Genomic DNA, 25,157 nt, shown 5'->3' on the forward strand with positions numbered 1-25,157 from the left:
CTGGCAGCAGCTAATTATTTTTCTCCGTTTTCAGGAAAATGCGTAGACTTTTCCCGGAAGGCTCCGGACAATCCCCTGAAATTCGAGCGTAAGCAACAGGGATGCCAGACGAGCCATCGGCAACCCGGATCGCCAGGCAAGATCGTCAATGTGCAGCGGACCTATGGTGCGGAGCAGGGTAATAACCGCACTTTCATCCAGGGAAAACCGGGTCATATCTACCGGCGGAGCGGCCGACGGCGGAAGATCCCATCCCAAATTTTCGATCAGCGCCGGAACATCTGTAAACAGCGCTGCTTTGCTTTGCGCGACGAGCCAGTGGCAGCCTTCGGATACCGGCGACGTCAGCAGTCCCGGAACGGCATAGACGTCCCGCCCATAATTATTGGCATATTCGGCAGTAGTCATTGCGCCACCTTTGCGCGCGGATTCGACGACGATCACCACATCCGACATGCCGGCAATGATCCGGTTTCGGTTGAGGAAGAAATTGCGGTCCGGTGGCGTACCGGGAGGTTGCTCGGTGAGTAAGCCGCCCGTCGCGAGCAGTTGCCGGGCCGTCCGGGCATGCGGCGCGGGGTAAATACTGTCCGGGCCGTTTGCCAGTACGGCAAATGTTGGCAGCCCATAGCGCAGGGCTGCCTTATGCGCCACAATATCAATGCCGTATGCCAGACCGCTGACGACGGAGGCTCCCGTATCCTGCAGTTGCTCCACCAGCTCCTCCGTCATCCGCTTGCCATAGTCGGTTGGTTTCCGCGTGCCGACGATACCCACCATGCGCCGGCCGTTCACATTCCCTTCGCCCTGCCAGAAAAGTACCGCGGGCGCGTCGTACAGGGATTTCAGTCTCGACGGAAATCCCTCGTCGTTGAAAAAAAGAAAAGTATATGCAGCGTCTTCCGTTTGCCGGAGCAGCGCCTCGGCCTTCGCAAAGGCCTCTTTTGCGGCAATACCGCGGGACAGCGCGCTGCCGATGCCCCTGATTTTCTGAAGCTTACCGGGAGGAAGGCGGAATACATCCCGTGCGGTGCCGCAGTGAGAAATCAGCAGGCGGGTCAATACGTCGCCCACGCCTGGCGTCAGCCAGAGGGCCAATTGGTAAAATCGTTCCGAATACATGAGGATACCGTGGTTTGAGCGACTAATTGGGCACAATTCCGCGATTTTCCCATGACCGGACAGTGCCCTCCGGAAGCCAACTGATAAAGGAAAATTGCGCAAATGCCTGGGCAGCACGGGTACCGGCCGCAAGCGAATAGAAACGGGTTTTGTCGGAGTTTTTAGGAAGCGGTCGTTAGTTTTGCAGCGAACCCCTCCCTGCGTCATGTTACGGATACTGGTGCCTTTTGTGGTGTTGACGGTATTGTCGTCGGTCCGGTGGACTGATGACCCCGCTGCGCGTGTCAAGGCCCGCTTCGCGGCAGACGTTCAGGCATTCGAAGCGGCTGTCCAGGCGCTGGAAAGGAGTCAGGGAGATACCATTCAATTGAAAGCGGTGTTCCGGGACGCCCGCCTCGCCTATAAACGGATCGAATGGCTGGTGGAAGGCTACCACCCCTCGATGGCCCGGCAACTCAACGGACCGCCGGTCGACGAAGCCGAGCTCGAAGACCAGACCCTTATCCGGGCGGAGGGGTTTCAGGTAATCGAGGAAAAACTGTTTCCTGCAGTAGAAGAGGGGCCGGAACTGCGTGACGCCTGCCGGCAACTGGTGCAGAATACGGAAATGCTCCGGCGGCAGCCGTGGATGAATGATATCGGCGACATACACCTCTGGGACGCCCTGCGCCTGGAACTGCTGCGAATCGGTATGCTGGGTATCACGGGTTATGACTCGCCTGCTGCGGGGCTATCCCTCCCGGAAGCGATTGCCGCACTGGAAGGATGCCGGGAGATGAGCCGGGCGTATACTCCTGCTGCCGATACACTTTTTGAACAGGCTATTTCCGCTCTTCGGATGACGCCGTTTGACCGGCCGGCATTTTTGACGCGCTGCCTCCGTCCCCTATGCCGGTTGCTCGCGAACGAGCAAAAGCGCCTGGGAATACCGCCGCTCGCGGATACCGGCCGGCTTTTTAGTACGTCCTCCTGGTGGTTGTTTGACGAAGGAGTGTTCCGACCCCAGGTACTTAGTCCACGCCCAGACTGGACCGCTACGCCACAGCGGATTGCGCTCGGGCAGCGTCTTTTTTACGAAAAATCGCTTTCCGGAAACGGGAGCCGGAGCTGTGCCACCTGCCACCAGCGGGATAAGGCACTGACCGACGGGCGGGTACGCAGCCTGGCCTTGGACAACCGCAGCGCCATTGCCCGAAATGCGCCGACGTTGTGGAATACGGCTTTGCAATCGTCTTTTTTTTACGACGGAAGAGCTTTTTCCCTCGAAACCCAAATCGCCGACGTGTTGCAAAACCCGCTGGAAATGGCCGGTTCGCCGGATGCCGCAGTTGCCTCCCTCGCGAAGCAGAAATCCTACCGGCAGGCCTTCGCAGCGGCATATCCGGATGGCGGGTTGACCCGGCCCCATTTTCTCAACGCGCTGGCGGCGTACCTGCGGTCGCTGGTACGGTTGAATGCGCGGTGGGACCGGTACATGCGCGGGGAGGAAAATGCGTTAACACTAGCTGAAAAGCGGGGTTTTGACCTGTTCGCGGGAAAAGCGCGCTGTGCTACCTGCCATTTCATGCCGCTGACCAGCGGGATGCTCCCGCCCGCCTATGATCATTCCGATCTGGAGGTATTGGGCGTCCCCGGAAATGCTGATCCCGATCATCCCGTGCCGGATCCGGATCGGGGTGCAGGGCTGCTCGGGAACTTTGAGGTACTGCAAAACGCTTTCAAAACCGTGTCGCTCCGGAATGTGGAAAAGACAGCGCCCTATATGCACAACGGCGTCTTTGCTACGTTGGAAGAAGTGGTCGACTTTTATGACCGGGGAGGAGGAGCCGGAATCGGCCTTTCCGTTCCGAACCAAACGCTCCCGCCGGAGCGACTGAACCTGACAACCCGGGAAAAGGCAGATCTCGTTGCGTTTCTGAAAACATTGACAGACCTGCCCAAACATCCTTGATATGATCAACCGGAACCTGGCCGATGGCCTCAATTTCGCTTCCAAACTCACTCCGAAACGGGTGTGGAACGGGCTGAAGGTCGTTGGAAGTTACGTGCAGTCCAAAGTCACCAAGCGGCCGGTTCACCACGGCCTGCCGATCGCGTTGTCTTTTGAGCCGACAACATCCTGCAACCTGCGCTGCCCGGAATGCCCGAGCGGGCTTCGTTCGTTTACGCGGCCGACGGGGATGCTGGAGGACGATCTGTTCAAAAAGACCATGGATGAGATCGGAGACGAGCTGCTCTACCTCATTTTTTACTTTCAGGGAGAACCATACCTGCATCCGAAGTTTCTGGACATGGTTCAGTATGCGTCGAAAAAGGGAATTTATACCGCGACGTCCACCAATGCCCACTACCTGACAGACCTGAATGCCCGTAAGACAGTGGAAAGCGGGCTCGACCGCCTGATCGTTTCCATCGACGGAACCACGCAGGATGTGTACGAGCAGTACCGTGTCGGCGGAAAGCTGAACAAGGTACTCGAAGGTACCCGGAACGTTCTGAAATGGAAGAAAGAGCTGAAGTCGAGTACGCCCCACGTGATCTTTCAGTTTCTGGTCGTACGGCCGAACGAGCATCAGATTGAAGACGTCCGGAAACTGGCCGAGGAAATGGGCGTTGACGAGGTAGGATTGAAAACCGCGCAGATCTACGATTACGAAAACGGCGACCCGCTGATTCCGACCATTGACCGGTACTCCCGGTATGCCCCGAGGCCGGATGGCACCTATTCCATCAAGAACAAATTCGTGGATCACTGCTGGAAAATGTGGCATAGCTGCGTGATCACGTGGGACGGGCTGGTAGTACCCTGCTGTTTCGACAAAGACGCCGAATACCGGCTCGGCGATCTCAAGGAAACATCCTTCAAAGAGCTCTGGAAATCAAAAGCTTACGAGCAATTTCGGGCCTCCCTGATCCGGAGCCGTTCGGAAATAGAGATGTGCCGGAACTGCACGGAGGGGACCCGGGTATGGGGCTGATGGAATTAACAAATAGGTAATACGGGAATTTTGTGGTATAACTGTCTGAATTTCATTGGATTACAGGTCTTTTGATTGGCAGGGTACATGAACCGTGAAACTTTTCGTGAAACAGTTTGTAGGGAATGCGGGGAGATGTTCGCATCTTTGACCATCCTAACGCAGCAACGTTCCTTATGGCCAAAGTCATTGCCATTGCCAATCAGAAGGGGGGAGTGGGCAAAACAACGACCACCATCAACCTCGCCGCCAGTTTGGCAACGCTGGAGTACCGGACTCTCATTGTGGATGCCGATCCCCAGGCGAACTCTACCTCCGGCTTAGGGTTCAACCCGAAAGAAATTGAGAATTCCATCTACGAGTGCATGGTCGATGGGATCAATGCAGCTGATATCATTATTCCGACGGAAATTGATCACCTTGATCTGATTCCCTCGCATATTGACCTCGTGGGGGCAGAGATCGAAATGATCAACCTGAAGACCCGTGAAGAGAAGATGAAAGAGGCGCTCGCGACGGTCCGTGACAACTACGATTTTGTCATCATCGACTGCTCGCCGTCTTTGGGTCTGATCACGATCAACAGCCTTGTCGCTTCCGATTCTGTCATCATTCCGGTTCAGTGCGAGTATTTCGCACTTGAAGGCCTCGGTAAGCTCCTCAATACCATCAAGATCATTCAGTCGCGGCTCAATACGAGCCTGAGCATCGAAGGGATACTGCTGACGATGTACGACCTCCGCGTCCGCCTTTCCAACCAGGTAGTCGGCGAGGTCACCGCGCATTTCCAGAACATGGTCTTCAATACCATCATTCCCCGGAATATCCGCTTGTCGGAGTCGCCGAGTTTCGGCGTTCCGGCGATTGCCCACGACGCCGATTCCAAAGGCGCCGTGAGTTACCTGAACCTTGCCCGGGAAATTCTGACAAAGAACGGGCTGGTAACGGTTGAGTAATACAGGGGATTGTTTCTATCCGGAGGAAGTCGGGACGGAGGCGTTTCGTCTTTCCGCTCCCACAAAGAGAAAGAACTATGAGTAATGCGAATAAAAAGAGGGTCGGACTAGGTCGAGGACTCGGCGCCCTGCTACAGGATTCCGAGGCGATTAACACCCGGTCCGGAGCTACTTCTCTGACAGCACTGGAGCAGGTGAGCTCCATGAATGAAATCAATGTCAACTTCATCGAGGCGAACCCGTTCCAACCCCGGACGCATTTTGATGAAGACGCCCTGAACGAACTGGCCGAGTCCATCCGTATTCAGGGGATCATTCAGCCGATTACTGTCCGCCAGCTCGGGCGAGACCAATACCAGCTTATTTCGGGAGAACGCCGTTGGCAGGCATCCAAGATCGCCGGCCTTTCGACGATTCCGGCGTATATCCGCACGGCAGATGACCAGCAGATGCTGGAAATGGCCCTGATCGAGAACATCCAGCGGGAGAACCTCAACGCCATGGAAATCGCGATCAGCTACCAGCGCCTGATCACCGAATGCAACCTCCGCCAGGAGGAGCTCGGCGAGCGGGTAGGGAAAAACCGGACAACAGTCAACAACTACATCCGGCTGCTCAAGCTGCCGCCCGTTATTCAGATCGCGCTCCGCGACAACAAGATCTCCATGGGGCATGCCCGGGCGATCATCAACATCGACGACTCCGCTGTACAGCTCAATCTCTACAACCGCATTGTGGAAGAAGACTGGTCGGTGCGCCGGGTGGAAGAGGAAGTCCGCAAGCTGCAAAACCCGGTCCTGACCGGCGAAAAGGCCAAAAAAGGTCCGCTTAAGCAGGAAATCCGGGCGCTTCAGTTCCGGTTGTCGTCTTTCTTCGGATCAAAAGTTTCGATTAAGGCCGACGACAAGGAAAAAGGGGAAATCCGGATTCCGTTTACCAATCAGGAAGACCTGGAGCGGATTCTCGGCACCCTCGGCAATTTATCATAAGAATATTTAACAGTTTTGGGACGTGATGCGGAGTAAATCAGCGCGTTCTTTGCCGCTTCAAGTTCTGACGGCCATGAAATTTCTGATCTGCTTCGTACTCTTCTGGGGAGGAAGCCTGGGGGCGTTTGCCCAGGTGCCGGACTCGGTGTCGCTGGCGAAGCGTCCGGCGACGGATTCCATTTCCCCCGGTCCGGCGAAAAAGGCAAAAAAGCCTTTTGTCATTGTTCCCAAAAAAGCGACCTACCGATCGCTCATGCTGCCGGGCCTCGGACAGGCCTATGTGAAGCAGTACTGGACGATTCCGATTATTTACGCGGGTTTCGGCGGGTTAGGCTATGCCATTCACTGGAACCAGGTACGCTATTCCGCCATGAAAAGCGGCTGGCAGGAATACCTGAACCAGGTGGCGGCCGGCCAAACGCCTTCGGTGGACGTGACGCTGGGAGGTACTAAATATACGTTCACCCGGGAGGACTCGTTCCGGGCCGGTACAGCGCAGTTTCGCCGGCAGCGGGACCTTTCGATCATCGGTTGCTTTGCCTTGTATGCGCTGCAACTGGTAGAGGCCAACGTCACCGCGCACCTCAAGACGTTCGATAATACGGACGATATTTCCCTGCAATTCCGGCCGGGCGTACAGAGCGAGTATTTCTCGACTCCGATGGGCGTGACGGCTGTTTTTACATTTAAATAAACAGAGGCGCCGGCCCGTATGCCGGTAACCTCACACCGATTGTATGCGAATTGTCTTATTGGGCTACGGAAAAATGGGAAAGGTGATCGAACGGATCGCCCTCGAACGTGGCCATGAAGTAGTCGGACGGATCGATGAAACGAACCGGGCCGACTTCTCCGGTTTTTCACCGGCCAATGCCGATGTCGTTATTGAATTCAGCCACCCTGACGCCGCCCTCCAAAACCTGAAGGACGCGCTGTCGCAGGGTATTCCGACGGTTTGCGGGACGACGGGCTGGCTCGACCACCGCCCGGAAATCGAGGCGCTCTGCGCCAAGACAGACGGAGCGTTTTTCTATGCTTCGAACTACAGCATCGGCGTCAACCTGTTTTTCCGGATGAATAAAATCCTGGCGAAACTCATCAGCCCGTACCCGGAGTATACGGTATCGATGACCGAAATCCACCATATCCACAAGAAAGACGCGCCCTCCGGAACGGCCATTACGCTGGCGGAAGGTATTCTGGCGGAAAACGCCCGCCTTTCCGGCTGGGGCCTGGAAGAGGGAGACGGTAAAACCCGCCTGCCCATCGGCGCCGTCCGCGAAGGCGAAGTGCCGGGAACGCACGTCGTCACCTATGATTCAGACGTGGATTCCATCGAAATCAAGCACACGGCGCATAGCCGGGAAGGTTTTGCCCTCGGCGCTGTGGTAGCGACGGAATGGCTGGCCGGAAAAAAAGGTATTTTTGGCATGGACGACCTCCTGGGCTGATCCGTAAACTGAAACCGATACAATGGAAGTAAAGACTGCTGAAAACAAACCCAAGCGTAAATCAGCGTTCCGGGAATGGCTCGACTCGATTGCGTTTGCCGTCGTAGCAGCGACGCTTATCCGCTGGCTTTTCCTGGAAGCCTATACCATTCCGACTCCTTCAATGGAAAACAGCCTGCTCGTCGGGGATTTCCTCTTCGTGAGCAAGCTGCACTACGGTACCCGCACGCCGCAGACGCCGCTGCAGATTCCGCTGACGCACCAGAAAATATGGGGAACGAACATCGATTCGTACCTGTCGTGGATCAAGCTGCCGATGTACCGCCTGCCGGGCTTTTCACACGTGAAAAACGGCGATGTGGTGGTATTTAATTACCCCGATTCGCTCGGACTGCCGGCGGATTTGCGGCCGAACTACATCAAGCGTTGCATCGGTATTCCGGGAGACGTGATTGAAGTTCGCGGTACGCAGGCCTACGTCAACGGCAAGCCGGCCGAAAATCCGGAAAGGATGCTTCAGCCTTACCTCGTCTACACGAAGGAGGAGCTGGACACCAAATTCTTCCTCAAGTATGACGTCTGGAACCGCCGGAACGAAAGTGAAAACTGGAGCCCCATAGCCGAACTGGACTCCGTCCGGAAAGAAATGGTGACCGTCGGGTACCGCGTCGTGACAAGCGCCAAAGTAGCCGCCCAGTTCCGGGAAATGGGTATGAAGGTAGTGCAGGACATCATGCCGAAAGACATGCCGGAAAATGTATACCCGAATTCACAACTTTTTGCCTGGAACCGGGACAACTACGGACCGCTCCGCGTACCGAAAGAAGGAGAGACCGTACCCCTGACGGCACTGAACATCGCGCTGTACCGGGACGTCATTGAAAACTACGAATACAACGATAAGGTTGAAATTGAAGGTACCACAGTGAAAATCAACGGTACGCCGGTGACCAGCTACACCTTCAAGCAGGATTACTACTTCATGATGGGAGACAACCGGAGCAACTCCGCCGATTCCCGGTACTGGGGTTTTGTCCCCGCTGACCACATCGTCGGAAAAGCGGTCTTTATCTGGATGTCGCTGGACCCGGAAGGAGGACTGCTCGACAAGATCCGCTGGAGAAGGTTGTTTAACCTGATCGACTAGGACCGGATAACCGGTTGGGAAAAGAGGCTGCCTTTGGCAGCCTCTTTTTGTTTGGAGTTTGGAGTTTAGGGTTGGGGGAGCGTCACCCACGCGGCATGCGAAGCCCTAAGCCCTAAACTTCAAACTCCAAACCCAATTCCGGTTTCTCACAACTTAATAAAGAAATAAATCTATTTTAGGGGTCGCCTTGGGCGTGTAACCTCTTTTTGAAGCAACAAAACCTCTTGACCCCGATGCAGCATCTGCAACAGGTGGATTACTTCGTTTTCCTGGTTTATTTCTTACTTGTTTCCCTTTACGGATACTGGATTTACCGCCGGAAGCGATCGGCGGAAATGAATACCAAGGATTTCTTCCTGGCCGAAGGCGCCCTGACCTGGTGGGCCATCGGCGCTTCGCTGATTGCGTCGAATATTTCTGCCGAGCACTTTATCGGTATGTCGGGCTCGGGTTTTGCGATGGGGCTGGCGATTTCTTCCTACGAGTGGATGTCGGCCGCCACCCTGGTGATCGTTGCCGTTTTCTTCATCCCGATTTACCTCCGGAATAAGGTATATACGATGCCGCAGTTTCTGTCGAAACGGTACAACGATACCGTGGCGACGATCATGGCGGTATTCTGGCTGCTGCTGTACGTATTCGTGAACCTGACGTCTATTCTGTATCTCGGCTCCCTGGCCGTGGAGACGATCACGGGTATTCCGTTTACCTATTGCATGGTCGGGCTGGCGCTGTTTGCCATTTTCATTACGCTCGGCGGGATGAAAGTAATCGGCTATACCGACCTCGTGCAGGTAGTGGTACTCGTCATGGGAGGTGTTGCCGTAACGTATCTGGCCCTGGAGATGGTATCAGACCGCATGGGCGGCTCCGGCGTGCTGGATGGCATGGGCATCCTCCGGAAGCAGGCCGACGACCATTTTCACATGATCTTCGACGAAGGACATAAATACTATTACGAACTTCCCGGCATGGCCGTATTATTTGGCGGGATGTGGATCAATAACCTGAACTACTGGGGCTGCAATCAATACATCGTGCAGCGGGCGCTGGGAGCTGACCTGCCAACGGCGCGGAACGGTATTCTGTTTGCCGCTTTTCTGAAGCTGCTGATCCCGATGATTTGCGTGATTCCGGGTATTGCCGCCTACGTACTCTATCAGAACGGCGCTTTCCAGCAGGAGATGGTCGACGTCGCCGGAAACATCAAACCCGACCATGCCTATCCTACGCTGATGAACCTGCTGCCTGCCGGGTTGAAAGGCCTGGCGTTTGCAGCGCTTACGGCGGCTATTGTGGCTTCGCTGGCAGGTAAATGCAACAGTATTTCGACGATATTCAGCCTGGATATTTACCAGAAATTCCTGAACAAGAATGCGTCTGAACGACAAACGGTATGGATCGGTCGGGTGGCCGTGTGGGTGGCTTTCGCCATTGCGCTCGTTATTACGCCGCAACTGCGCCGCCTGGAGCAGGCCTACCAGTTCATTCAGGAGTATTCCAACTACCTGACACCCGGCGCGTTCGCCTTGTTTTTCCTGGGACTTTTCTGGAAGCGCACGACTTCGTCTGCGGCGGTTGTCGCGGCGGCGTTGTCGATTCCCCTGGCTATCGCATTCAAACTATTACCGGAGACGCCGATTCCGTTTCTGCACCGGACGGGCTGGAGCTTCCTCATCCTCGTTGCCATTATGGTAGTCATTTCACTGCTTGATCCGGCCGGAAAGGAAAACCCGAAAGGACTCGTGCTGACGAAGAGTATGTTCCGTGTCTCGCCGGTGTTTGTCGTATTTTCCATCCTTATCTGGGGAATCCTGGCGGCACTTTACACGGTATTCTGGTAGTCCGGGTTTCGTGCAAAAAAATACCGGGCATATCTTAATTGCGAAACTATGCGTTACCTTTGAAAAAGGGTAACTGCCTCACTGACAACGACGATTTCCTGTTTCTGACTTAGATAAATGGAGTGGTAATGAAAACCGAATTCACCGAAAAAGAAAAGGCTCCCCTCGCGAGCCTCGATGTCTGGGAAGACGACCTGCTCGAGCGCTACCCCGAGCCGGAAAACATCGCCAAAGCAAAAGACGAATTCCGGAATTACGACAATCCGCAGCGGGATACCGTACGGGAGTTTTACCGGCTGAACCATACGTATCAGACGTACGAATTCGTGCAGGAAAAGCGGGCCGATTTCCTCAAATTCGACCGCAAGGAAATGCCCATCTGGGACGCCTTTGACTTCCTCAATACCCTCGTCGATGATTCCGATCCCGATATCGAACTCGATCAGCTGCAACACCTCCTGCAAACATCGGAGGCTATTCGTGCCGACGGCCATCCGGACTGGTTTGTACTCACTGGCCTCCTCCACGACATGGGTAAGGTACTCTGCCTTTTCGGCGAACCCCAGTGGGCGGTGGTAGGAGATACTTTCCCCGTGGGCTGCCAGCATTCAGACCGGATCGTATACCCGGAATTTTTCGAGGCCAACCCGGACGCGCACGACGAGCGCTACAATACCAAATACGGCGTTTACTCGCCCAACTGCGGCCTGCGCAACGTGCATATGTCCTGGGGCCACGACGAGTACCTGTACCAGATGATGAAAGATTACATGCCCGAGCCGGCGTTGTACATGATGCGGTACCACTCGTTTTATGCCCAGCACCGGGAGCACGCCTACGAGCACCTCATGGATGATCACGACCGTGAGATGTTCAAGTGGGTGAATCTTTTCAATCCGTATGATTTGTACTCCAAGGCTCCCGTTCCCCCCAATGCAAAGGAACTCAAGCCTTACTACGAAGACCTGATTGCCAAATACCTGCCGTCTACGATTAAGTTCTGATACAGAGGTATATAAAAAGAAAAACGCCGGTGGAAGCCGGCGTTTTTCTTTTATTCGACGTAAAGGACAAGTCCTTTCAGGTAGTGCCCTTCCGGATGGAAGAAATTAACCGGGTGATCCGGCCCCTGCGACAGGTGGTGAAGTACCCGTACCTGCCTGCCGGCTTCGATGGCCGCGGCAACGATCGTGTTGTAAAACAGCTCCCGGTCCACTACCTGCGAACAGGAAAAAGTGAAGAGGATACCTCCCGGAGCCAGGTGTTTGAGTCCTTCCACATTCAGGCGCTTGTATCCCTGCACAGCCCGGTGACGGGCGTCCATGCTCTTGGCATAGGCGGGAGGGTCAAGAACGACGACGTCGTATTGCTGGTCGTGCGTTTTGAGGTATTTCACGACGTCTTCCGCATAGGCGGCATGCCCTTCTGTCCGGCCGTTGGCGGCTACATTCTGCTCCACAAGGCGGATGGCTTTTTCCGAGACATCAACAGAGTGTACCAACCCGGCTTCAGCAGCCAGTGCATAAACCGAAAATCCCCCTGAATAACAAAAAGCATTCAATACCCGCTTTCCTGCTGCATAGCGGGTCAGTAGTTGCCGGTTTTCACGCTGATCAAGAAAAAAGCCCGTTTTCTGGCCGGTTTCCCAGTCGATCAGGAAGGTATGCCCGTTTTCAAGTACCGGGTGAGGCAGGGCAATGTCTTCCCGCTGCCAGAGATAGCCGTTTTGTACGTTTTGGGCATATCGTTCCGGCAGGGTTTCCCGGCTCTTGTCATAGACGGCCTTCAGGTTCGATCCGTATACCTGTTTCAGGGCTTCGGTGATGTCGGTGCGTTCGAGGTGCATTCCGACGCTGTGCGCCTGAAAAACCACGACGCCGTCATACCAGTCCAGAATCAGCCCGGGGAATCCATCGCCTTCTCCGTGGACAAGGCGGTAGCAGGTAGTATCTGCCAGGTGCAGCGCCTGACGAACGTCGTAGGCTTTCCGGAGCTTGTTTGTCCAGAAAGCAGCGTCCGGCTGTACCGGCTCAAACGAAAAGAGTTTGACAGTAATAGACCCTTCGTGGTAATGCCCGGTGGCGAGGTAGTTTTTCTGATTATCGACTACTTCGACTACCTCCCCATCCTGAGGCTTGCCGGTAATCCGGGCGATGGCCCCGGAAAAAACCCAGGGATGGAAACGCCGCACGGGCGCGTCCTTGCCGGGTTTCAGGATAACTTGCACATTCATGCCGCAAAGGTACGGATTCGGCGTCACTCTCCTTCGTCCCGGATACCGAGGAGCTTCCTTATCCAGGAGCCGCGCTCGCGGCTGTCGCTTTCCCTTTCCTGATCTGATACCGGGAGGAGGGTATTGAGGTCGGGCTGCCCGGCGTCTACCCAGCAGGTATACCAGAAATCGGCCGTCATTTTGACCGATGCCCGCATCTGATTGGCTACCTGATCGCGGAGAAGCGTATGATAGTGCTCCGAAAACTCCCGCGAATAAGTACGCTGGAAAGTACTGCCGCGCTCTTCGAGGACAAACTTCCGGGATTCGCCCAAGCGGATGGTGAGCTGTCTTTCGAGGGAAAACAAGGTATCCAGGCAGGCATGTGCCCGCCGGACGGCTTCCCAGGCCGATTTCGCCGGCGATGGGACATACGTCGCCGGACCGATCCAGAAATCATAGCTTTCGAAGTGCAGTTCGGGCAACCGGCTTTCCCAGAACGCGTGAATACCGGTCTGCCCGGTCAGCTGCCCGTTGTAATTGCGGGTGGTATGAAGAGGCACATTGGCGTCGGCGATGTAGTGGCCCAGTTCGGCGGACAGCTTGAGGATACGCGCCGTATTCCGTTGCCGGAAGGCTTCGGTAAGCTGGTTTTTCATGCGTTGTATGTGCCACGGGACGATACCATGCGCCTGAAGGCTGTCTTCTCCCCAGAAGGCAACGGCCTCTTTCCAGTACGGCCGGGTCCAGACACTATCACCATATGCTTCTACATCAAGGTAGTGCCTCGCGGCTTCTCCGACCATCGCATAGCGACGTTTGTCGGGATTAACGGAGCTTTCCATCAGGTAGGGCAGGTGTTGTTTGTAGAAACGGCCCATTTCTGCCGGAAGAAGAAAGATGGCGAGGCGATTGATCCGCTGATGGGCATAAAAGCCCCAGGCGGAAACAGCCGGACTACTCAGCGCCAGTCCGGCGAAAAGAAGGAATCGTTTCATAAAGTCATGCCGGAAAACCGGCTTATTGCAGGGTTGGTGGAAGAAAACACGGACATTCTGCCGTGCTTGCGAACCTAAATTCAGGAAACGGGCGTATTTTTGAAAGAATTTTTGAGGGAACGGCTGGTAATCTGAATTGGATCAGCTACTTTTGCATTCCATTTCCGAAAATCCCATAGTTAGTTATATAAGACATGGCAAATCACAAATCAGCTCTGAAACGCATCCGGGCCAACGAAACCAAGCGGCTTCGCAACCGTTTCCAGCATAAAACGACTCGTACCTTCATCAAGAAGCTCCGCGAAACGTCTGACAAGGCAACGGCGCAGGATCTCTACAAGAAGGTAGCTTCTATGCTGGACAAACTGGCGAAGAAGAACGTCATCCACAAGAACAAAGCTGCCAACAACAAGTCGAAGCTGGCCAAGCTGGTCAATGCGCTTGCAGCCTAAGCACATTGATTGAACGGTCTCGGGCCGTTCTGTGAAAAGCCTTACTTTCGGTAGTGAGGCTTTTTTGTTATGTGCGTACCGTACCAACCCCTGAAGAAAATCAAAGACTGGGCGGAGGAAGACCGCCCGCGTGAAAAACTGCTGCAGAAAGGAAAGTCTGTGCTGACGGAAGCGGAGTTGCTGGGTATTCTGGTTAATGCCGGCACTTCCGGCCATACGGCCGTCGATATCGCCCGGCTGATTCTGAAAAGCGTCGGAAACGATCTCCATCAACTATCCAAACTGAATGTATCGGAGCTGGCCCGGTTCAACGGCATCGGAAAGGCGAGAGCCGTGACGATTGTCGCCGCGCTGGAGCTGGGACGCCGGCGCCGGGTTTTTGAAGACCGTGATGACCTGCCCGTTGTCTCCGGTTCGGAACTGGCTTTCCGGCTGATTTCTCCGCATCTGTTGGATTTGCAGCACGAAGAGTTCTGGGTGCTGCTCCTCAACCGGAGGAATCAGGTGATCCGTCCGGTGCAGGTTTCGGTGGGAGGGGTGGCCGGAACCGTCGCCGACCCCAAAATCATCTTCAAACATGCCCTCGACAACGTGTCGAGCAGCCTCATTCTCGTCCATAATCATCCCTCCGGTAATCTTCAACCCAGCGAAGCCGACATACACTTGACGCGCAAACTTCGTGATGCCGGGCGGCTGCTCGACCTTCCGGTGCTGGATCACCTCATCGTCTGTGGCCGCAAATACTTCAGCTTCCTCGACGAAGGGATGATGTAGGCGCCTTTTTCAAACGGGTAAGTCCCCAGATACCGGCGGCAACGAATAATCCCCCGCCCGCCCAGTACCACCAGGGCGTAGCAGCCAGCGGGACGGCGTTGGACTCACCGATATGGATCAGCCCCGACCAGTAGTACGGCTGACTATCAGACTGAAATGCATCAAGCCGGGCTTTTTGCAGGGCTACGTCCTGAGGCAGGCCCTCAGCCAAATACCGGTAAAAAGACCCGATGATGCCGTATGTCGCTTTGTCTTCGACACTCCACAGCGTTGTGATAATACTGGGAATACCAAGCGCCGCAAAACCCCGCGCAAGGCTGAAAACACCCTCTCCTTTCTGGTCAACGCCGACGCTGGTCTTGCAGGCCGAGAGTACCAGCAACCGGGTACGAAACTGGCGGGCGGCATCGAGTTCAGATAAGCGCAGCGCCGAGTCTGCAAAATAGAGAACCGGCTCCCGGGTTTCGGTACTATCCGCATCGGCGTGGGTAAAGAGCTGGAGAATGCGGTAGTCGGCTGCCTGTTCCAAAAAATTTCGTTTGGTGGCGTCTTCCCGGATCAACTGTTTGGGAGAGGATACATGGGCTTCGACCTGAGACAACGCATCGACCGAGCCCGGCAGGGGTTGCTGTCCCAGCGAAGGAGCAAACCGCTCCGGCGCAAGGCCGAGAAAAAGCCGGCCGGAGCTGCTTTCTTCCCGCGGCCTGAGGAGAAAACCCGCCGAGTAGGTATAGCTGACCGCATGTTTACGCAGGAGATAATCCTGTTTTTCCGGGGAAGTCAGCAAGGCTTCGAACGGCAGAAAAGCGCCATCCTGCGAAATAATTAACCGGGAAGCATTCCTGAGTCCGAGTGGCTCCAGCAGGCGGCGGTACAGCCGGTAGCTGACCTCCTGAAACTGCCGTGCGTCTGTCTGCGTGCGGAAGGGCTGCGAACATAGGCGGAGAAAGGTCTGCGCATCAGTTGAATAGCCCGCCAGCGGCCATTTCTTAAAAACAGCCCCGGTTTTGGAGATGCCGAGCGCATATCCGACGGAGTCACCGAAGAAATAACTGACAAACGACTGATTATCCGCTAGAAGCGAATCTTGTACAGCTTTTAAAGACGGGACGTGATGGTCGTACTTATACCGGAAATAGGCAGGGTTGGTCTTTTCGAGCGATCGGATAAAGGCTTGCTGGGCCCGCGTGAGACTATCGAGACGGGTAGAAAGGCGACTGCTATTGCCTGTTTCAGCCAGCTGATCCCGCAGGCTTTTCAGCCCGTTTCGGAAAGAAAGCTCCTTCCGGGCATCTGCCGGTCCGAGCCGCTGGGACGCGCTTAGTTCATTGAGGCGGTCTGAGAGAAGAACAGAGCGGCTTTTTTCGAAGAAATAAAAGGCGTCAGCTGTATTACCAAACGCAAGGCAAGTCTTGATAGCGCCTTCATATACGGGTTTGGTTTCCGTTCGCCAGAATAATTTGGAACGGGTTTCGGTATGCTCCTGCCGCATGAGGTCAATCATTTTGTCAGCCACATGATAGGTCTCCAGGGCATACTGTTGCAGTTTTTTATCGGAGGTATGGACCGAATAGTCGTGAAGCGCCGCCGCCTTATCCCCGATAATCGTCAGGAGGTACTCCTTCCGGTTGGAAAGACGGATAAACTGAGGAGCCGGATTGCCATACGGGCCGCGGACAGACGACGGGCCAAGAAGTTCTCCAAGTGCGCGCTGAAAACAGGCAATAGATTCGGCATACTGATGCTGAAACCGCAGAACGCTGCCAATCCCGGTCAGTACGCGCGCTTTTTCGTCGCGTGTGACAGCCGTCTGGAGCGCGGCCTGCAGAGTAGTCAGGGCTTCGTCATACCGTTCGCGCGTGGCAAGTGTGTAGGACCAGGCTATCTGAACGCCGGTAGTATTCCACGACGGATCCTGGGCATGGAGTTGTAGCGCTTTCCGGTAGTAGGTACCGGCAGTTTGGTAATCTTTATACTCGCCTGCCAGGTAAATTCCCAGATTAAATATCAGACTCACGTCCGACGATGGTGTAATCTTTTCGGCCAGTTCGGCGATGACCTTTCTCGACTCATCCCATAAGCGGAGCTCATTCAGCGCATAAGCCTCCTGTAGCCTGTTTTTCTCCAGCGGCGCGTAGTCGGTAGTCTGCAAGGCGAAGGATACTCCCCGCCGGCTTGTCAACAGCGACTTATAGTATTCGCCTTCGTTGTAAAACAAAAAGGAAAGGTGGCCGCAGGCGTGAGCCGCCCATCCCGGCTGCCGGAATTTGCTGCCATAGGCGATGCTGTTTTCCAGATAAGCTTTGGCTGCTTCGGTGTTTCCGGCATTGTAAAGGTATACGCCCAGCCGGTAATAGATTTTTGCGAGCATCGCCGGAAGCCTGAGCGACTTTGCGGTAGTTACGGCCGTCTGCTGAATGGTAACGGCATGCTGAAAATCACGGCTGAAAAAAGCATGAAGGGCTCTTTGTGCTGTCAGTTCGATGAATAGGGAGTCCTTCGGAAAGGTACTCCGGTTCCATTTTTGAAGAATCCGGGCGGTTCGGACAGAGTCGGGCGTGGCAAGCGCCTGTATGCATTCCTCCTTAAACGACAGATACTCCGGACTCTGCGCGGTGGTCCGGAGTATGCCTAAAAGAAAGAAAATCAATAGGTTACGGCTTAATGAATCGGCCATTTCTGACGAAGGCGAGTAAGCTATGATGATGCCGGACGCTGAGTTTGCTCAGGTAGAAATTCCGCAGCCCGTCGGCAGGGAGTGTATTCTCAATATAGCTCCGGTTGTCTGAAAAAATAGCAGCAAGCTTTCCGGCGACTACCGGTGTGGAGAAGGACGAGCCTTCCAGGTATCCGCCGGGATGCAGCGGGTTCGGAATTTTCCCTTCCTCAAAGAGCACGCCGAGCGTCACGTATTGGCTGGAGTAGTTTTCATGCGGCACCAGGTAGCAGGAGAGTAACCCAAGCGCTTTCCGGAGGGCAAACCAGAACTTCTGCAGGCCACCGTGATTGCAGGGGCATGCTTCTTCCGGTTCGCACCGGACAGTCGTTACTGCCAGGACATTCGGCAGGTCTGCACTGAAGCAGGCCGGATAGAATTTCCGGACGCCGATATCATTCGGAATACCATCAAAATCGGTGTGATTGCCGGCGGCGGCTACAACGATGGTTTTATTTTTCCCGAGATGTTCCAGAAATCTCCGCAGAACGGGAATTTCTTCACCATAGTACCCGAAACTCAGGTTGACGACGTGCGCCTTGTTTTTCCGGGCATACCATAGCGCACAGAGTATGCGGTCCAGCTGACCGATTCCTTCTTCATCAAAAGCCTTCAGAATCATAACCGAGGCACCTGGAGACTGCCCGAAGGCCAGTTGTGCGACCGTTGTTCCGTGCAGGTAGGCGTTGTCATCGTCCGGCTGGGCGTCTCGTTCCACAAAATCCCACCCGATTTGTTTTGCCGGAAACGATTCTCCGGAACAGGGATTCGCCGCCTCGCGTGACCAATATCCCACGTTGGCCATGCCGATATGGATACCGGTATCGACAACGGCGATCGTCGCACGTGGCGTTGATGGCGTCAGGGCAGCCAGGAAGGAGGTCCAGTCTTCGCCGGAAGCGGGCGTTACCGCATCGCCCGATACATAGTAATTATAGGAGCCGGCGATCTTGGGCTGGTCGATGAGCTGGGGAGGCCTGCCGCTTTTGATGGAAAGCGGCGGAGTTGTCGATTCCAACTCGACAGACAGCGGCGTGTCGTCGTTAAAGCCATCCGTAATTCCTTCCTTGCGGACCAGAATCGTTTCAGGACCCAGGCACAGGCATGACTCTTCCAGTTCCGTCTTCGAAATTTCCGTTCCTCCGATAGCGAGTTTCTGAATGAATTTGACCGGAAACCCCTCCAGGTCCAGGACTTTGTCCAGAACGGCGTCGTCAAACGTCAGGTGGATCAACAGCTCATCCCTGACAGCGAAGCCGGAGCCACCGGCCACTTCGATGACGTTTGTATACCTTCTCGGATTCTGTTTGAGGGTATCTCTCAGGCGGTCGGGAGAGCGGAAAGTACCTGATAGAATTTCCGGGCGTTTACCGCGTGACGGAGCCTTTTCGGGGCGTTCGGGATCCTGGGGGAGGGCCATACTGATATAGGTTTAGGTTAAAGAAACTTCGGTTACTGCCCCAGCCACGTTGCCGCTTCCGCTTTCCCGGGCAACTCTTCCGCCACTACCCGCTTCAGGAGTTTTTCTGCTTCTGTTTCATCCTCGGGCCGATGCCGCCGAAGCCGCGCGACGGCTTCATAAAAAGGCCCTGGGTTGGAATATAAACCCGGCTGGTTGCCCAGTCGCCGAAACAGCCGGATAGCTTCGTCGTAATCGCCGAGCTTCAGACTCGTGATACCTGCCAGTTTCAGGGCTTCCGAATCGGCGGCGTGATGAACCAGCCACTGTTGAAAGAGCTTTTTTGCCTCCTCGTAATGCCCTTCGTTGTATTGCCCGATACCCAGTTGCAGCGTGTCCGGCGTACCTCCCATGCGGGTCTGCAGCGTCGCGAGATGGTCTGCAATATAGGCCGACGCCAGTTCGGATCGCTCCGGTACGGCAGGACGGAGTACCCACCAGCCGATGCCGATCAGGAGCGCAATAACCGCCGCAGCAGAAGCGACGTATATAGATAGCGTTCTGCGCGACGGGATATTTTCTTCTGGTCGTTCCCACTGTTTCCGTTTTTCGGCGAGTATTTCCCGCCGGGCCGCTTCCCGCGTTTGCAGGTAAAAGGCCGCCGCTGAAGCCAGTCCGGTATTCCGGGTCAGTTCCTGCTCAAATGCCTGCTTTTCTTCGGCAGACATGTCTCCGGCGAAAAACCGGTCGACTTGTTCCAATTCGTTCATAGCGGTCGTTTTAGTTCCGCATACAGGTTTCGGAGACGTTCCAGGCAGCGGAGGCGGCTCGTTTTGGCGACGGCGGGCGTTTGATACCCCATCGACGAAGCAATTTCTTCGTCCGAATACCCTTCACCCCAGGCCAGTACCATCTGCCGGCATTTGTCTCCTATTTCCGTCAGTTTCTTCCGGAGCTCTTCAATGTCGCCTTCTGTAATGAGGTGTTGCACGGCATTACGTGCATCATCGGCCACAAAGACATTATCCAGCGGTAGAACATCATGGATGCTCTCCCGGTTAGTCGAATTCTTTCGAACGAGGTCAACACATTTGTTGGAAAAAATCTGGTAGAGATAGGTTTTCAGACCGGACCGGCCCTCAAAACGCCCTGACGCGATGTGCTCGATTACCGTGAGCACGGCATCCGAATAGGCGCTGGCGCATTCCTCGGGCAAAAGCTTGTGCTTGAACGTCGCTTCCCGGATCAGGTACCGGTAATGGTCGTACAGACGATTTTCGGAGCTGCGTCTTTGCACGCCGCCTGCCCGGATACCCGCCACCAGATCGGCGTCGGAAACGGAGCGTTTCAAAAAAATCATGAAGTGGCAAAGGCTGACTGAGACTGTAAATTAAGGAGTTGCGCTGAATTAACCGGGAATGCTTTCATTTTTTTTCGAAATGGCGTTACCATTTGTCGTGGCCTTTCCGACAAAACTGTCGAACAACCAACACGACCTTCGCCATGACTCCTGTCGCCGTTACCAGAACCCGTCGTTTCTACCTCTCCCCGCGTGATCTGCAGCCTGCTTCCCAGGCGCTTACCCACCGGGAGCGCGAAGTATTGAGTTTCCTGGCTCAGGGAATGAGCTACAAGATGATCGCCCATGAATGCGGTATTTCGTTCAGTACTGTTCAGACACACCTGAAGCGGGTCTACCTGAAACTGGGCGTTAACTCCGCTACTGAAGCGATTTTGTCCGGATTCCGCAAAGGATTGATCTCCCTTTAGTCCTGCTCCACACCGTCCGTCCCGATATACGTTCAACCTTCCAGACACAGAAAAGGCCCGGCTTTCGGGCCTTTTCGCTTTGAGCGGGCCTTGCGTACATTTTCCTGCGCCGTATGTACCAACGGAGCCGACGACTGGTTGCGTTTTTTTCGGATGCCGCAATGCAGCAGCCGAGGCCGGGAGCGGCTGGTAACACAGTCGGGGCTGCTCAATCAACTGGGGAGGGCGGCGGGTGAGAGAAACCGAAACGTCCGTTTTCGGTTGGGGCAACGGCAACCCGGTCACTGCATACAGCAGCAATCCGGCCAGCGCCATTCGTTTTTTCATTGTATTAGGTGGATTGGATGTCAATGGAATCCTGCCCGTTTTGGTCGTAAACGGTAGCGAACGGATACGCATCAGCATGACCGGCGTATTCCGGTTTGAAATAAAAGGATCAGGAAAGGGCTACCCTGTAAACAGGGATGCCGGGAGTCATTCCTATTCGGGTACAGGCGGTCAGGATAGCAGACAGCAAGTGTACGGGGCTTGAAAATCCTTTCATTGCGATTCGTTTTGAGGCAAGAGATGATCAAAACTACTCAACAAATGAAAAGAAAAATAGGTATGAAGAAGAAAAATTAGAAACGGTCAGCGCTGTTTTCTATCGTCTTTTCTTTCGTGCAACTGCCTTCTTGTGTACGGCCCCTTTCTTCCGGGCAGCCATTTTGACGTGTTTACCACGGGTATGGCGTACGGCTTTTTTAATGACCGGCTTCGGCGGAAGCATTTTGTAGAGATCGGAAAGTGATAGTTCAGGTGTTCCGCCGCCACCCTGCAAGCTCTCGCCCGACATCAGTTGGTCACCGCTTTCCGGATCGACGTTGTCTCCGCGGAGGAAGAACCGGGCCTTGTCAGGATACAGAATAGCCTGTACCATTTTTACCTGCGACAGGTAGCTGTTGGCCACGTTCGACAGCAGGATGATGGTACTCTGGTCGGTCCGGTTCCGCATGAAGTAGTTTTTGAACCCGTGCCACCACCCGGTGTGGAAAGTCAGCCACTGATCATTCGGCAATTTCTGAAGCCGCCAGCCGAATCCGTAGTTGCGGGTGACAAGCCGGGCATCGTTACTCGCCGGGAGAAAGGCTTCTTCCAGTGATTTCTGGGAAATCAGCTGCTCGGTATACAGGCCGCGATCCCATTTAAACATGTCTTCAGCGGTGGAATACAGGCTTTTATCTCCTGTCACACTATCGAGGTAATCGATGGCAAGCGAACGCCGCCCGCCGGTATAGCCCGTCGCCGCAGCGAGGAGACGATTCGTGTTGGTACCGTCGTACACGAAGGTATGCGTCATCCCCAGCGGTCGGAAGAAATGCTCCTCCGCATACTGACTGAACGGCTTTCCGCTGAGTTTCTCAACGATATAAGACAGCAGGACGTAGTTCGTATTGTTGTAATTAAAGCGCTGATCGGGCCGGCCATAGGGCGCCGGTTTATACTGAATCAGTTTTTCGACTACCTGCTGATTGCTGAGCGGTTGGTGTTTGTCGCAATAGCGTTCCAGACCGTACTGATAGCTGGGCAGCCCGGAGCGGTGGGTGAGCAGCAACCGAATGGTGATGCTGGAATCGTAGGGGAAATCCGGAATGAATTTGTAGACAGGATCGTCGTATTGCAGCAGCCCTTTCTCTTTCAGCTGCATAATCGCCACGGCTGTAAACTGTTTCGAAACAGAAGCCAATTGAAAGGGAGTCGCCGTCGTCAGCGTATCCTTCATCGTCAGGTTTTTGTACCCGAAAGCGCCCTTGTAGATGATTTTGCCGTATTGGGCTACGAGTACCGTGCCGTTGAATCCGCTGTTTTCGTGCAGTTTATGGAAAAACGTATCCAGCAGGGAGGCTTTCCGGGCTGCTTCCGCCGGATTGAATTTCCGGGCGATGCTGTCGTTCAGAATCGCAACGGCATTGCTCGTGGAAACAGACGCTTCCCGGGGGCTCTGTGAGCACCCAACCAGACAAAACAGTCCGGAAAGGAGGATAAGGATACAGAATCTTACGGCTGACACAGCGGACGGATTTTAGACGACTACTACAAATTTAGGTCATAATCACCAGACCAGGGTATCTTTTTAACGAAAAATCACCCCCTCCGGGTATCTTTTGCGACGAGGTTTTAGCCGAAAAGAAAGAGTCCGGCTGCGGAGTAGGGCAACGGCCGATCATTTGTTATTTTTGGCAGGAGCCTTCCGCCCACCCATACCCCCGTTTCATGAAATACCTCTTCTTTCTGTTGGTAAGCCTCAGCTGTCTGTCAGTACAGGCCCAGGTTGTGTTTATCGAAGCCCCGGCTGACTCCCAGTTATACGCCCGAAACACTTTTTCCGAAGCGATTGTGCCTGTATCCGGCCGGGTCGGACCGGGTTATGGCCGCGTTTCGCTGCAGGTAAGCAAAGCCGGCAAACTGTTTCGACACCTGAGCCAGTCATTGGTTTATCAGGGAAACCAGGCTCCGTTTTCGTTTGCGCCGGTTATCAAGGCCGAACTGGCCAACTACCAGTTTCAGGTTTACGTCATCCGCGGAACTGATTCTACCCGGGTATTGAACCGCGGATACATCGTTGCCGGAGATGCTTATGTAATCAACGGGCAGTCGAACGCGTCGGCCTACCATCCCGTCCCGGATTATAAGTATACGAATGAGTTTATCCGGACCTTCGGAGTATACACCGCCAATACCAATTACGATTCGTATAACGCTGCCGATACGCTTTGGGCCATCGGAAACAAGAACGAACGGACACTGGTTGGCGTCTGGGCGATGGAAATGGGAAAGCGCCTCACCGAAACATACGGCGTTCCCGTAGCCTTTATTAACGGAGCGGCCGGTGGTGCTCCCCTGGAGCTACTCGTTCCCCGGAATGCCCAGAACCCGGCTGATTTGTCGACAAGCTATGGCCGGCTTCTCTATCGGGTGCGTAAGTCCGGGTTGCTTCCGAATATCAGGGCCTATTTTTTCCGGCAGGGAGAAAACGAAGTCAACGGTTACGCAACAGGCTGGATTCCGCAGTTTCAGCAATTGTATCAGAACCTCCGGATGGACTATCCGGCGCTTCGGAAAATATACCTGTTTCAGATCAACGTCATGGGAGGGCCACACGAGGCGACGGCCGTTTTCCGGGACTTTCAACGGAATCCGGGGCTTCCGTACGTATCCACTTACGCGACGGTCGGTACACGCGGTTTTGATGGTATTCACTACAACCAGGAAGGGTATGAACAAACCGGCCGGGAAATGTTCCGCCTGGTAGCCAGGGATTTATATAGGTCTGCCGATACGCTTCAGATCGATTCCCCCAATATCCGGAAAGTATACTTCGCCTCTCCCGCAAAGGAGGAGGTTGTGTTGCAATTTGAAGAAGGACAGGAAATGATCTGGCCAGGGGATACAACCGTCCAGAGTTATGACAAAAAATCAACACCGACCTATCAGCTGATTCAGTGGCTGTACCTCGACAAGCAAAGCGGCGGCGTGGCCAGTGGCCGGGTGGAAGGTAACCGGGTATATATCCGCCTGAAGACGCCCGGCGCCGTGACGCGGCTGGGATACCTCCCGCCGAATTTCCCGCAGATGAAATCAGCGGACGTACCCGCCGATGGATATCCGAAACAATTTTCCGGTCCCTTCCTGAAAAACCGGCGGGATCTCAGGGCTTTTTCTTTCTGGGAAGTACCTGTGGCTGCGGCGATCAACCCGCTGACCGGCCTTACTGCTAAAGCGGAGCAGGAAACGCGTATCCGGCTCACCTGGAATGCCTATCTCCAGGCGACAGGCTATATTCTAGAGCGACGTACCGGTGAAACGGGCTCATTCGAAACAATTGCACGGCTTGCTGCCGGTGCAACTGACTATGCAGACGCCAATGTTGCAGGAGGACCGAAGTATTATTACCGGCTCCGCGCGGTAACGCCTACTGCCGAAACGACTGCCGAAGCCAGTGCATACCTGGTACTGATTACATCGACGGATCCGTCCGGTCAAAAAGAACTGCGCATCGGCCCGAATCCGGCGGATCAGGTACTGGTGATTGAAAATCCTGTTGACGCGACCGTGACGGTACTGACGCCGGTCGGTCAGGTACTTTTTAGTCAGGATATCCGGGGAGGCCGGCCGGAACGTGTGCCGGTTGCTTCGCTGCGGGAGGGAATTTACCTGTTACGCATTTCTTCTGCCCGGGAGACTGCCCTGCGCCGCATCTGGATACGGCGGTAAAGACCTTTCTTTTCTCCTGATTTTTTGAAAATAAATCCAGCCCGGCCGGGAAACCCTTGGTAGCTTTGCGCCCAACTACCGGAGTTTGCCGCCTG

General features: G+C 54.8%; 21 protein-coding genes. 13 read left to right on the forward strand and 8 right to left on the reverse strand.

All coding sequences use genetic code 11. The annotated features are described in order from the left end of the window. Positions 1–30: 30 nt before the first annotated feature. On the reverse strand, positions 31–1,122 hold the full coding sequence (gene dprA / locus BLR09_RS10315) for a DNA-processing protein DprA (protein WP_093201282.1): 1,092 nt from the start codon (positions 1,120–1,122) through the stop codon (positions 31–33). Between the two features lie 205 nt (positions 1,123–1,327). Between dprA and BLR09_RS10320 the strand changes: the two genes are divergently transcribed. The 9 genes from BLR09_RS10320 (at position 1,328) to BLR09_RS10360 (ending at position 11,491) form a co-directional block, all read left to right on the forward strand. Further along, entirely contained in the window at positions 1,328–3,073 is a 1,746-nt protein-coding gene (locus tag BLR09_RS10320; RefSeq protein ID WP_093201285.1) for a cytochrome c peroxidase, read from the forward strand. A gap of 4 nt (positions 3,074–3,077) precedes the next feature. Then, entirely contained in the window at positions 3,078–4,100 is a 1,023-nt protein-coding gene (locus BLR09_RS10325; protein ID WP_093201475.1) for a radical SAM/SPASM domain-containing protein, read from the forward strand. Positions 4,101–4,276: 176 nt separating this feature from the next. Continuing rightward, positions 4,277–5,056 (forward strand): ParA family protein, encoded by a 780-nt coding sequence (locus BLR09_RS10330; protein ID WP_093201288.1) that lies wholly within the window; start codon positions 4,277–4,279, stop codon positions 5,054–5,056. Positions 5,057–5,133: 77 nt separating this feature from the next. Further along, the gene (locus BLR09_RS10335; protein WP_093201290.1) at positions 5,134–6,045 is read left to right on the forward strand and encodes a ParB/RepB/Spo0J family partition protein; all 912 of its coding nucleotides are present in this window, start codon (positions 5,134–5,136) and stop codon (positions 6,043–6,045) included. 73 nt (positions 6,046–6,118) lie between these two features. Further along, the gene (locus tag BLR09_RS10340) at positions 6,119–6,739 is read left to right on the forward strand and encodes a DUF5683 domain-containing protein (protein ID WP_143011073.1); all 621 of its coding nucleotides are present in this window, start codon (positions 6,119–6,121) and stop codon (positions 6,737–6,739) included. A 43-nt stretch (positions 6,740–6,782) separates the two neighbouring features. Then, complete coding sequence (dapB, locus tag BLR09_RS10345; protein ID WP_093201295.1) at positions 6,783–7,496, forward strand: 4-hydroxy-tetrahydrodipicolinate reductase; 714 nt, start codon at positions 6,783–6,785, stop codon at positions 7,494–7,496. A gap of 22 nt (positions 7,497–7,518) precedes the next feature. Continuing rightward, a complete protein-coding gene (lepB, locus tag BLR09_RS10350) occupies positions 7,519–8,643 on the forward strand; it encodes a signal peptidase I (RefSeq protein ID WP_093201298.1) in 1,125 nt (374 codons plus the stop codon). Between the two features lie 233 nt (positions 8,644–8,876). Beyond that, positions 8,877–10,487 carry a sodium/sugar symporter gene (locus BLR09_RS10355; RefSeq protein WP_093201300.1) on the forward strand — a complete coding sequence of 537 codons (1,611 nt, stop codon included), beginning with the start codon at positions 8,877–8,879 and terminating at the stop codon, positions 10,485–10,487. A gap of 128 nt (positions 10,488–10,615) precedes the next feature. After that, positions 10,616–11,491, forward strand: a complete 876-nt coding sequence (locus BLR09_RS10360) for an inositol oxygenase family protein (RefSeq protein ID WP_093201303.1) — start codon at positions 10,616–10,618, stop codon at positions 11,489–11,491. A gap of 50 nt (positions 11,492–11,541) precedes the next feature. Here BLR09_RS10360 and BLR09_RS10365 read toward each other — a convergent pair whose 3' ends face one another. Together BLR09_RS10365 and BLR09_RS10370 are read right to left on the reverse strand one after the other, a co-directional pair. Continuing rightward, positions 11,542–12,720, reverse strand: coding sequence for a class I SAM-dependent rRNA methyltransferase (locus BLR09_RS10365; RefSeq protein ID WP_093201305.1), 1,179 nt, complete (start codon positions 12,718–12,720; stop codon positions 11,542–11,544). A 23-nt stretch (positions 12,721–12,743) separates the two neighbouring features. Further along, a complete protein-coding gene (locus tag BLR09_RS10370; protein ID WP_093201308.1) occupies positions 12,744–13,697 on the reverse strand; it encodes a zinc dependent phospholipase C family protein in 954 nt (317 codons plus the stop codon). Between the two features lie 194 nt (positions 13,698–13,891). On the opposite strand from BLR09_RS10370, the gene rpsT reads away from it, so the two are divergent. Both rpsT and radC read left to right on the forward strand, forming a co-directional pair. Next, on the forward strand, positions 13,892–14,149 hold the full coding sequence (gene rpsT / locus BLR09_RS10375) for a 30S ribosomal protein S20 (RefSeq protein ID WP_093201310.1): 258 nt from the start codon (positions 13,892–13,894) through the stop codon (positions 14,147–14,149). A gap of 69 nt (positions 14,150–14,218) precedes the next feature. Continuing rightward, on the forward strand, positions 14,219–14,923 hold the full coding sequence (radC, locus tag BLR09_RS10380; RefSeq protein WP_093201313.1) for a RadC family protein: 705 nt from the start codon (positions 14,219–14,221) through the stop codon (positions 14,921–14,923). Here the strand turns inward: radC and BLR09_RS10385 are convergent. From BLR09_RS10385 to BLR09_RS10400, 4 genes are read right to left on the reverse strand one after another with little or no spacing between them, the layout of a single operon-like run. After that, on the reverse strand, positions 14,895–17,600 hold the full coding sequence (locus BLR09_RS10385; RefSeq protein ID WP_093201316.1) for a CHAT domain-containing protein: 2,706 nt from the start codon (positions 17,598–17,600) through the stop codon (positions 14,895–14,897). The two genes, radC and BLR09_RS10385, sit on opposite strands and share 29 nt — an antisense overlap. Beyond that, the gene (locus BLR09_RS10390; RefSeq protein ID WP_093201318.1) at positions 17,578–19,059 is read right to left on the reverse strand and encodes a S8 family peptidase; all 1,482 of its coding nucleotides are present in this window, start codon (positions 19,057–19,059) and stop codon (positions 17,578–17,580) included. The genes BLR09_RS10385 and BLR09_RS10390 overlap by 23 nt, the downstream gene beginning before the upstream one ends. A gap of 32 nt (positions 19,060–19,091) precedes the next feature. Further along, positions 19,092–19,808, reverse strand: coding sequence for a tetratricopeptide repeat protein (locus BLR09_RS10395; RefSeq protein ID WP_093201321.1), 717 nt, complete (start codon positions 19,806–19,808; stop codon positions 19,092–19,094). Beyond that, complete coding sequence (locus BLR09_RS10400) at positions 19,805–20,398, reverse strand: RNA polymerase sigma factor (RefSeq protein WP_093201323.1); 594 nt, start codon at positions 20,396–20,398, stop codon at positions 19,805–19,807. The genes BLR09_RS10395 and BLR09_RS10400 overlap by 4 nt, the downstream gene beginning before the upstream one ends. Before the next feature lie 143 nt (positions 20,399–20,541). On the opposite strand from BLR09_RS10400, the gene BLR09_RS10405 reads away from it, so the two are divergent. Then, positions 20,542–20,808 (forward strand): response regulator transcription factor, encoded by a 267-nt coding sequence (locus BLR09_RS10405; RefSeq protein ID WP_093201326.1) that lies wholly within the window; start codon positions 20,542–20,544, stop codon positions 20,806–20,808. A gap of 643 nt (positions 20,809–21,451) precedes the next feature. Here the strand turns inward: BLR09_RS10405 and BLR09_RS10415 are convergent. Then, positions 21,452–22,858, reverse strand: a complete 1,407-nt coding sequence (locus BLR09_RS10415; protein WP_093201331.1) for a serine hydrolase domain-containing protein — start codon at positions 22,856–22,858, stop codon at positions 21,452–21,454. Positions 22,859–23,061: 203 nt separating this feature from the next. Between BLR09_RS10415 and BLR09_RS10420 the strand changes: the two genes are divergently transcribed. After that, complete coding sequence (locus BLR09_RS10420; protein ID WP_093201333.1) at positions 23,062–25,062, forward strand: T9SS type A sorting domain-containing protein; 2,001 nt, start codon at positions 23,062–23,064, stop codon at positions 25,060–25,062. The last annotated feature ends 95 nt before the right edge of the window (positions 25,063–25,157 follow it).

It is taken from the genome of Siphonobacter aquaeclarae, from assembly GCF_900103285.1.
GTDB classification, from domain to species: Bacteria; Bacteroidota; Bacteroidia; order Cytophagales; family Spirosomataceae; genus Siphonobacter; species Siphonobacter aquaeclarae.

What these genes read in the sequence shown, in the direction of transcription:
- dprA (WP_093201282.1), bottom strand. Translation starts at nt 1,122, where the DNA reads ATGTATTCGGAACGATTTTACCAATTGGCCCTCTGGCTGACGCCAGGC.
- BLR09_RS10320 (WP_093201285.1), top strand. Translation starts at nt 1,328, where the DNA reads ATGTTACGGATACTGGTGCCTTTTGTGGTGTTGACGGTATTGTCGTCG.
- BLR09_RS10330 (WP_093201288.1), top strand. Translation starts at nt 4,277, where the DNA reads ATGGCCAAAGTCATTGCCATTGCCAATCAGAAGGGGGGAGTGGGCAAA.
- BLR09_RS10335 (WP_093201290.1), top strand. Translation starts at nt 5,134, where the DNA reads ATGAGTAATGCGAATAAAAAGAGGGTCGGACTAGGTCGAGGACTCGGC.
- BLR09_RS10340 (WP_143011073.1), top strand. Translation starts at nt 6,119, where the DNA reads ATGAAATTTCTGATCTGCTTCGTACTCTTCTGGGGAGGAAGCCTGGGG.
- dapB (WP_093201295.1), top strand. Translation starts at nt 6,783, where the DNA reads ATGCGAATTGTCTTATTGGGCTACGGAAAAATGGGAAAGGTGATCGAA.
- lepB (WP_093201298.1), top strand. Translation starts at nt 7,519, where the DNA reads ATGGAAGTAAAGACTGCTGAAAACAAACCCAAGCGTAAATCAGCGTTC.
- BLR09_RS10355 (WP_093201300.1), top strand. Translation starts at nt 8,877, where the DNA reads ATGCAGCATCTGCAACAGGTGGATTACTTCGTTTTCCTGGTTTATTTC.
- BLR09_RS10360 (WP_093201303.1), top strand. Translation starts at nt 10,616, where the DNA reads ATGAAAACCGAATTCACCGAAAAAGAAAAGGCTCCCCTCGCGAGCCTC.
- BLR09_RS10365 (WP_093201305.1), bottom strand. Translation starts at nt 12,720, where the DNA reads ATGAATGTGCAAGTTATCCTGAAACCCGGCAAGGACGCGCCCGTGCGG.
- BLR09_RS10370 (WP_093201308.1), bottom strand. Translation starts at nt 13,697, where the DNA reads ATGAAACGATTCCTTCTTTTCGCCGGACTGGCGCTGAGTAGTCCGGCT.
- rpsT (WP_093201310.1), top strand. Translation starts at nt 13,892, where the DNA reads ATGGCAAATCACAAATCAGCTCTGAAACGCATCCGGGCCAACGAAACC.
- radC (WP_093201313.1), top strand. Translation starts at nt 14,219, where the DNA reads ATGTGCGTACCGTACCAACCCCTGAAGAAAATCAAAGACTGGGCGGAG.
- BLR09_RS10385 (WP_093201316.1), bottom strand. Translation starts at nt 17,600, where the DNA reads ATGGCCGATTCATTAAGCCGTAACCTATTGATTTTCTTTCTTTTAGGC.
- BLR09_RS10390 (WP_093201318.1), bottom strand. Translation starts at nt 19,059, where the DNA reads ATGGCCCTCCCCCAGGATCCCGAACGCCCCGAAAAGGCTCCGTCACGC.
- BLR09_RS10395 (WP_093201321.1), bottom strand. Translation starts at nt 19,808, where the DNA reads ATGAACGAATTGGAACAAGTCGACCGGTTTTTCGCCGGAGACATGTCT.
- BLR09_RS10400 (WP_093201323.1), bottom strand. Translation starts at nt 20,398, where the DNA reads ATGATTTTTTTGAAACGCTCCGTTTCCGACGCCGATCTGGTGGCGGGT.
- BLR09_RS10405 (WP_093201326.1), top strand. Translation starts at nt 20,542, where the DNA reads ATGACTCCTGTCGCCGTTACCAGAACCCGTCGTTTCTACCTCTCCCCG.
- BLR09_RS10420 (WP_093201333.1), top strand. Translation starts at nt 23,062, where the DNA reads ATGAAATACCTCTTCTTTCTGTTGGTAAGCCTCAGCTGTCTGTCAGTA.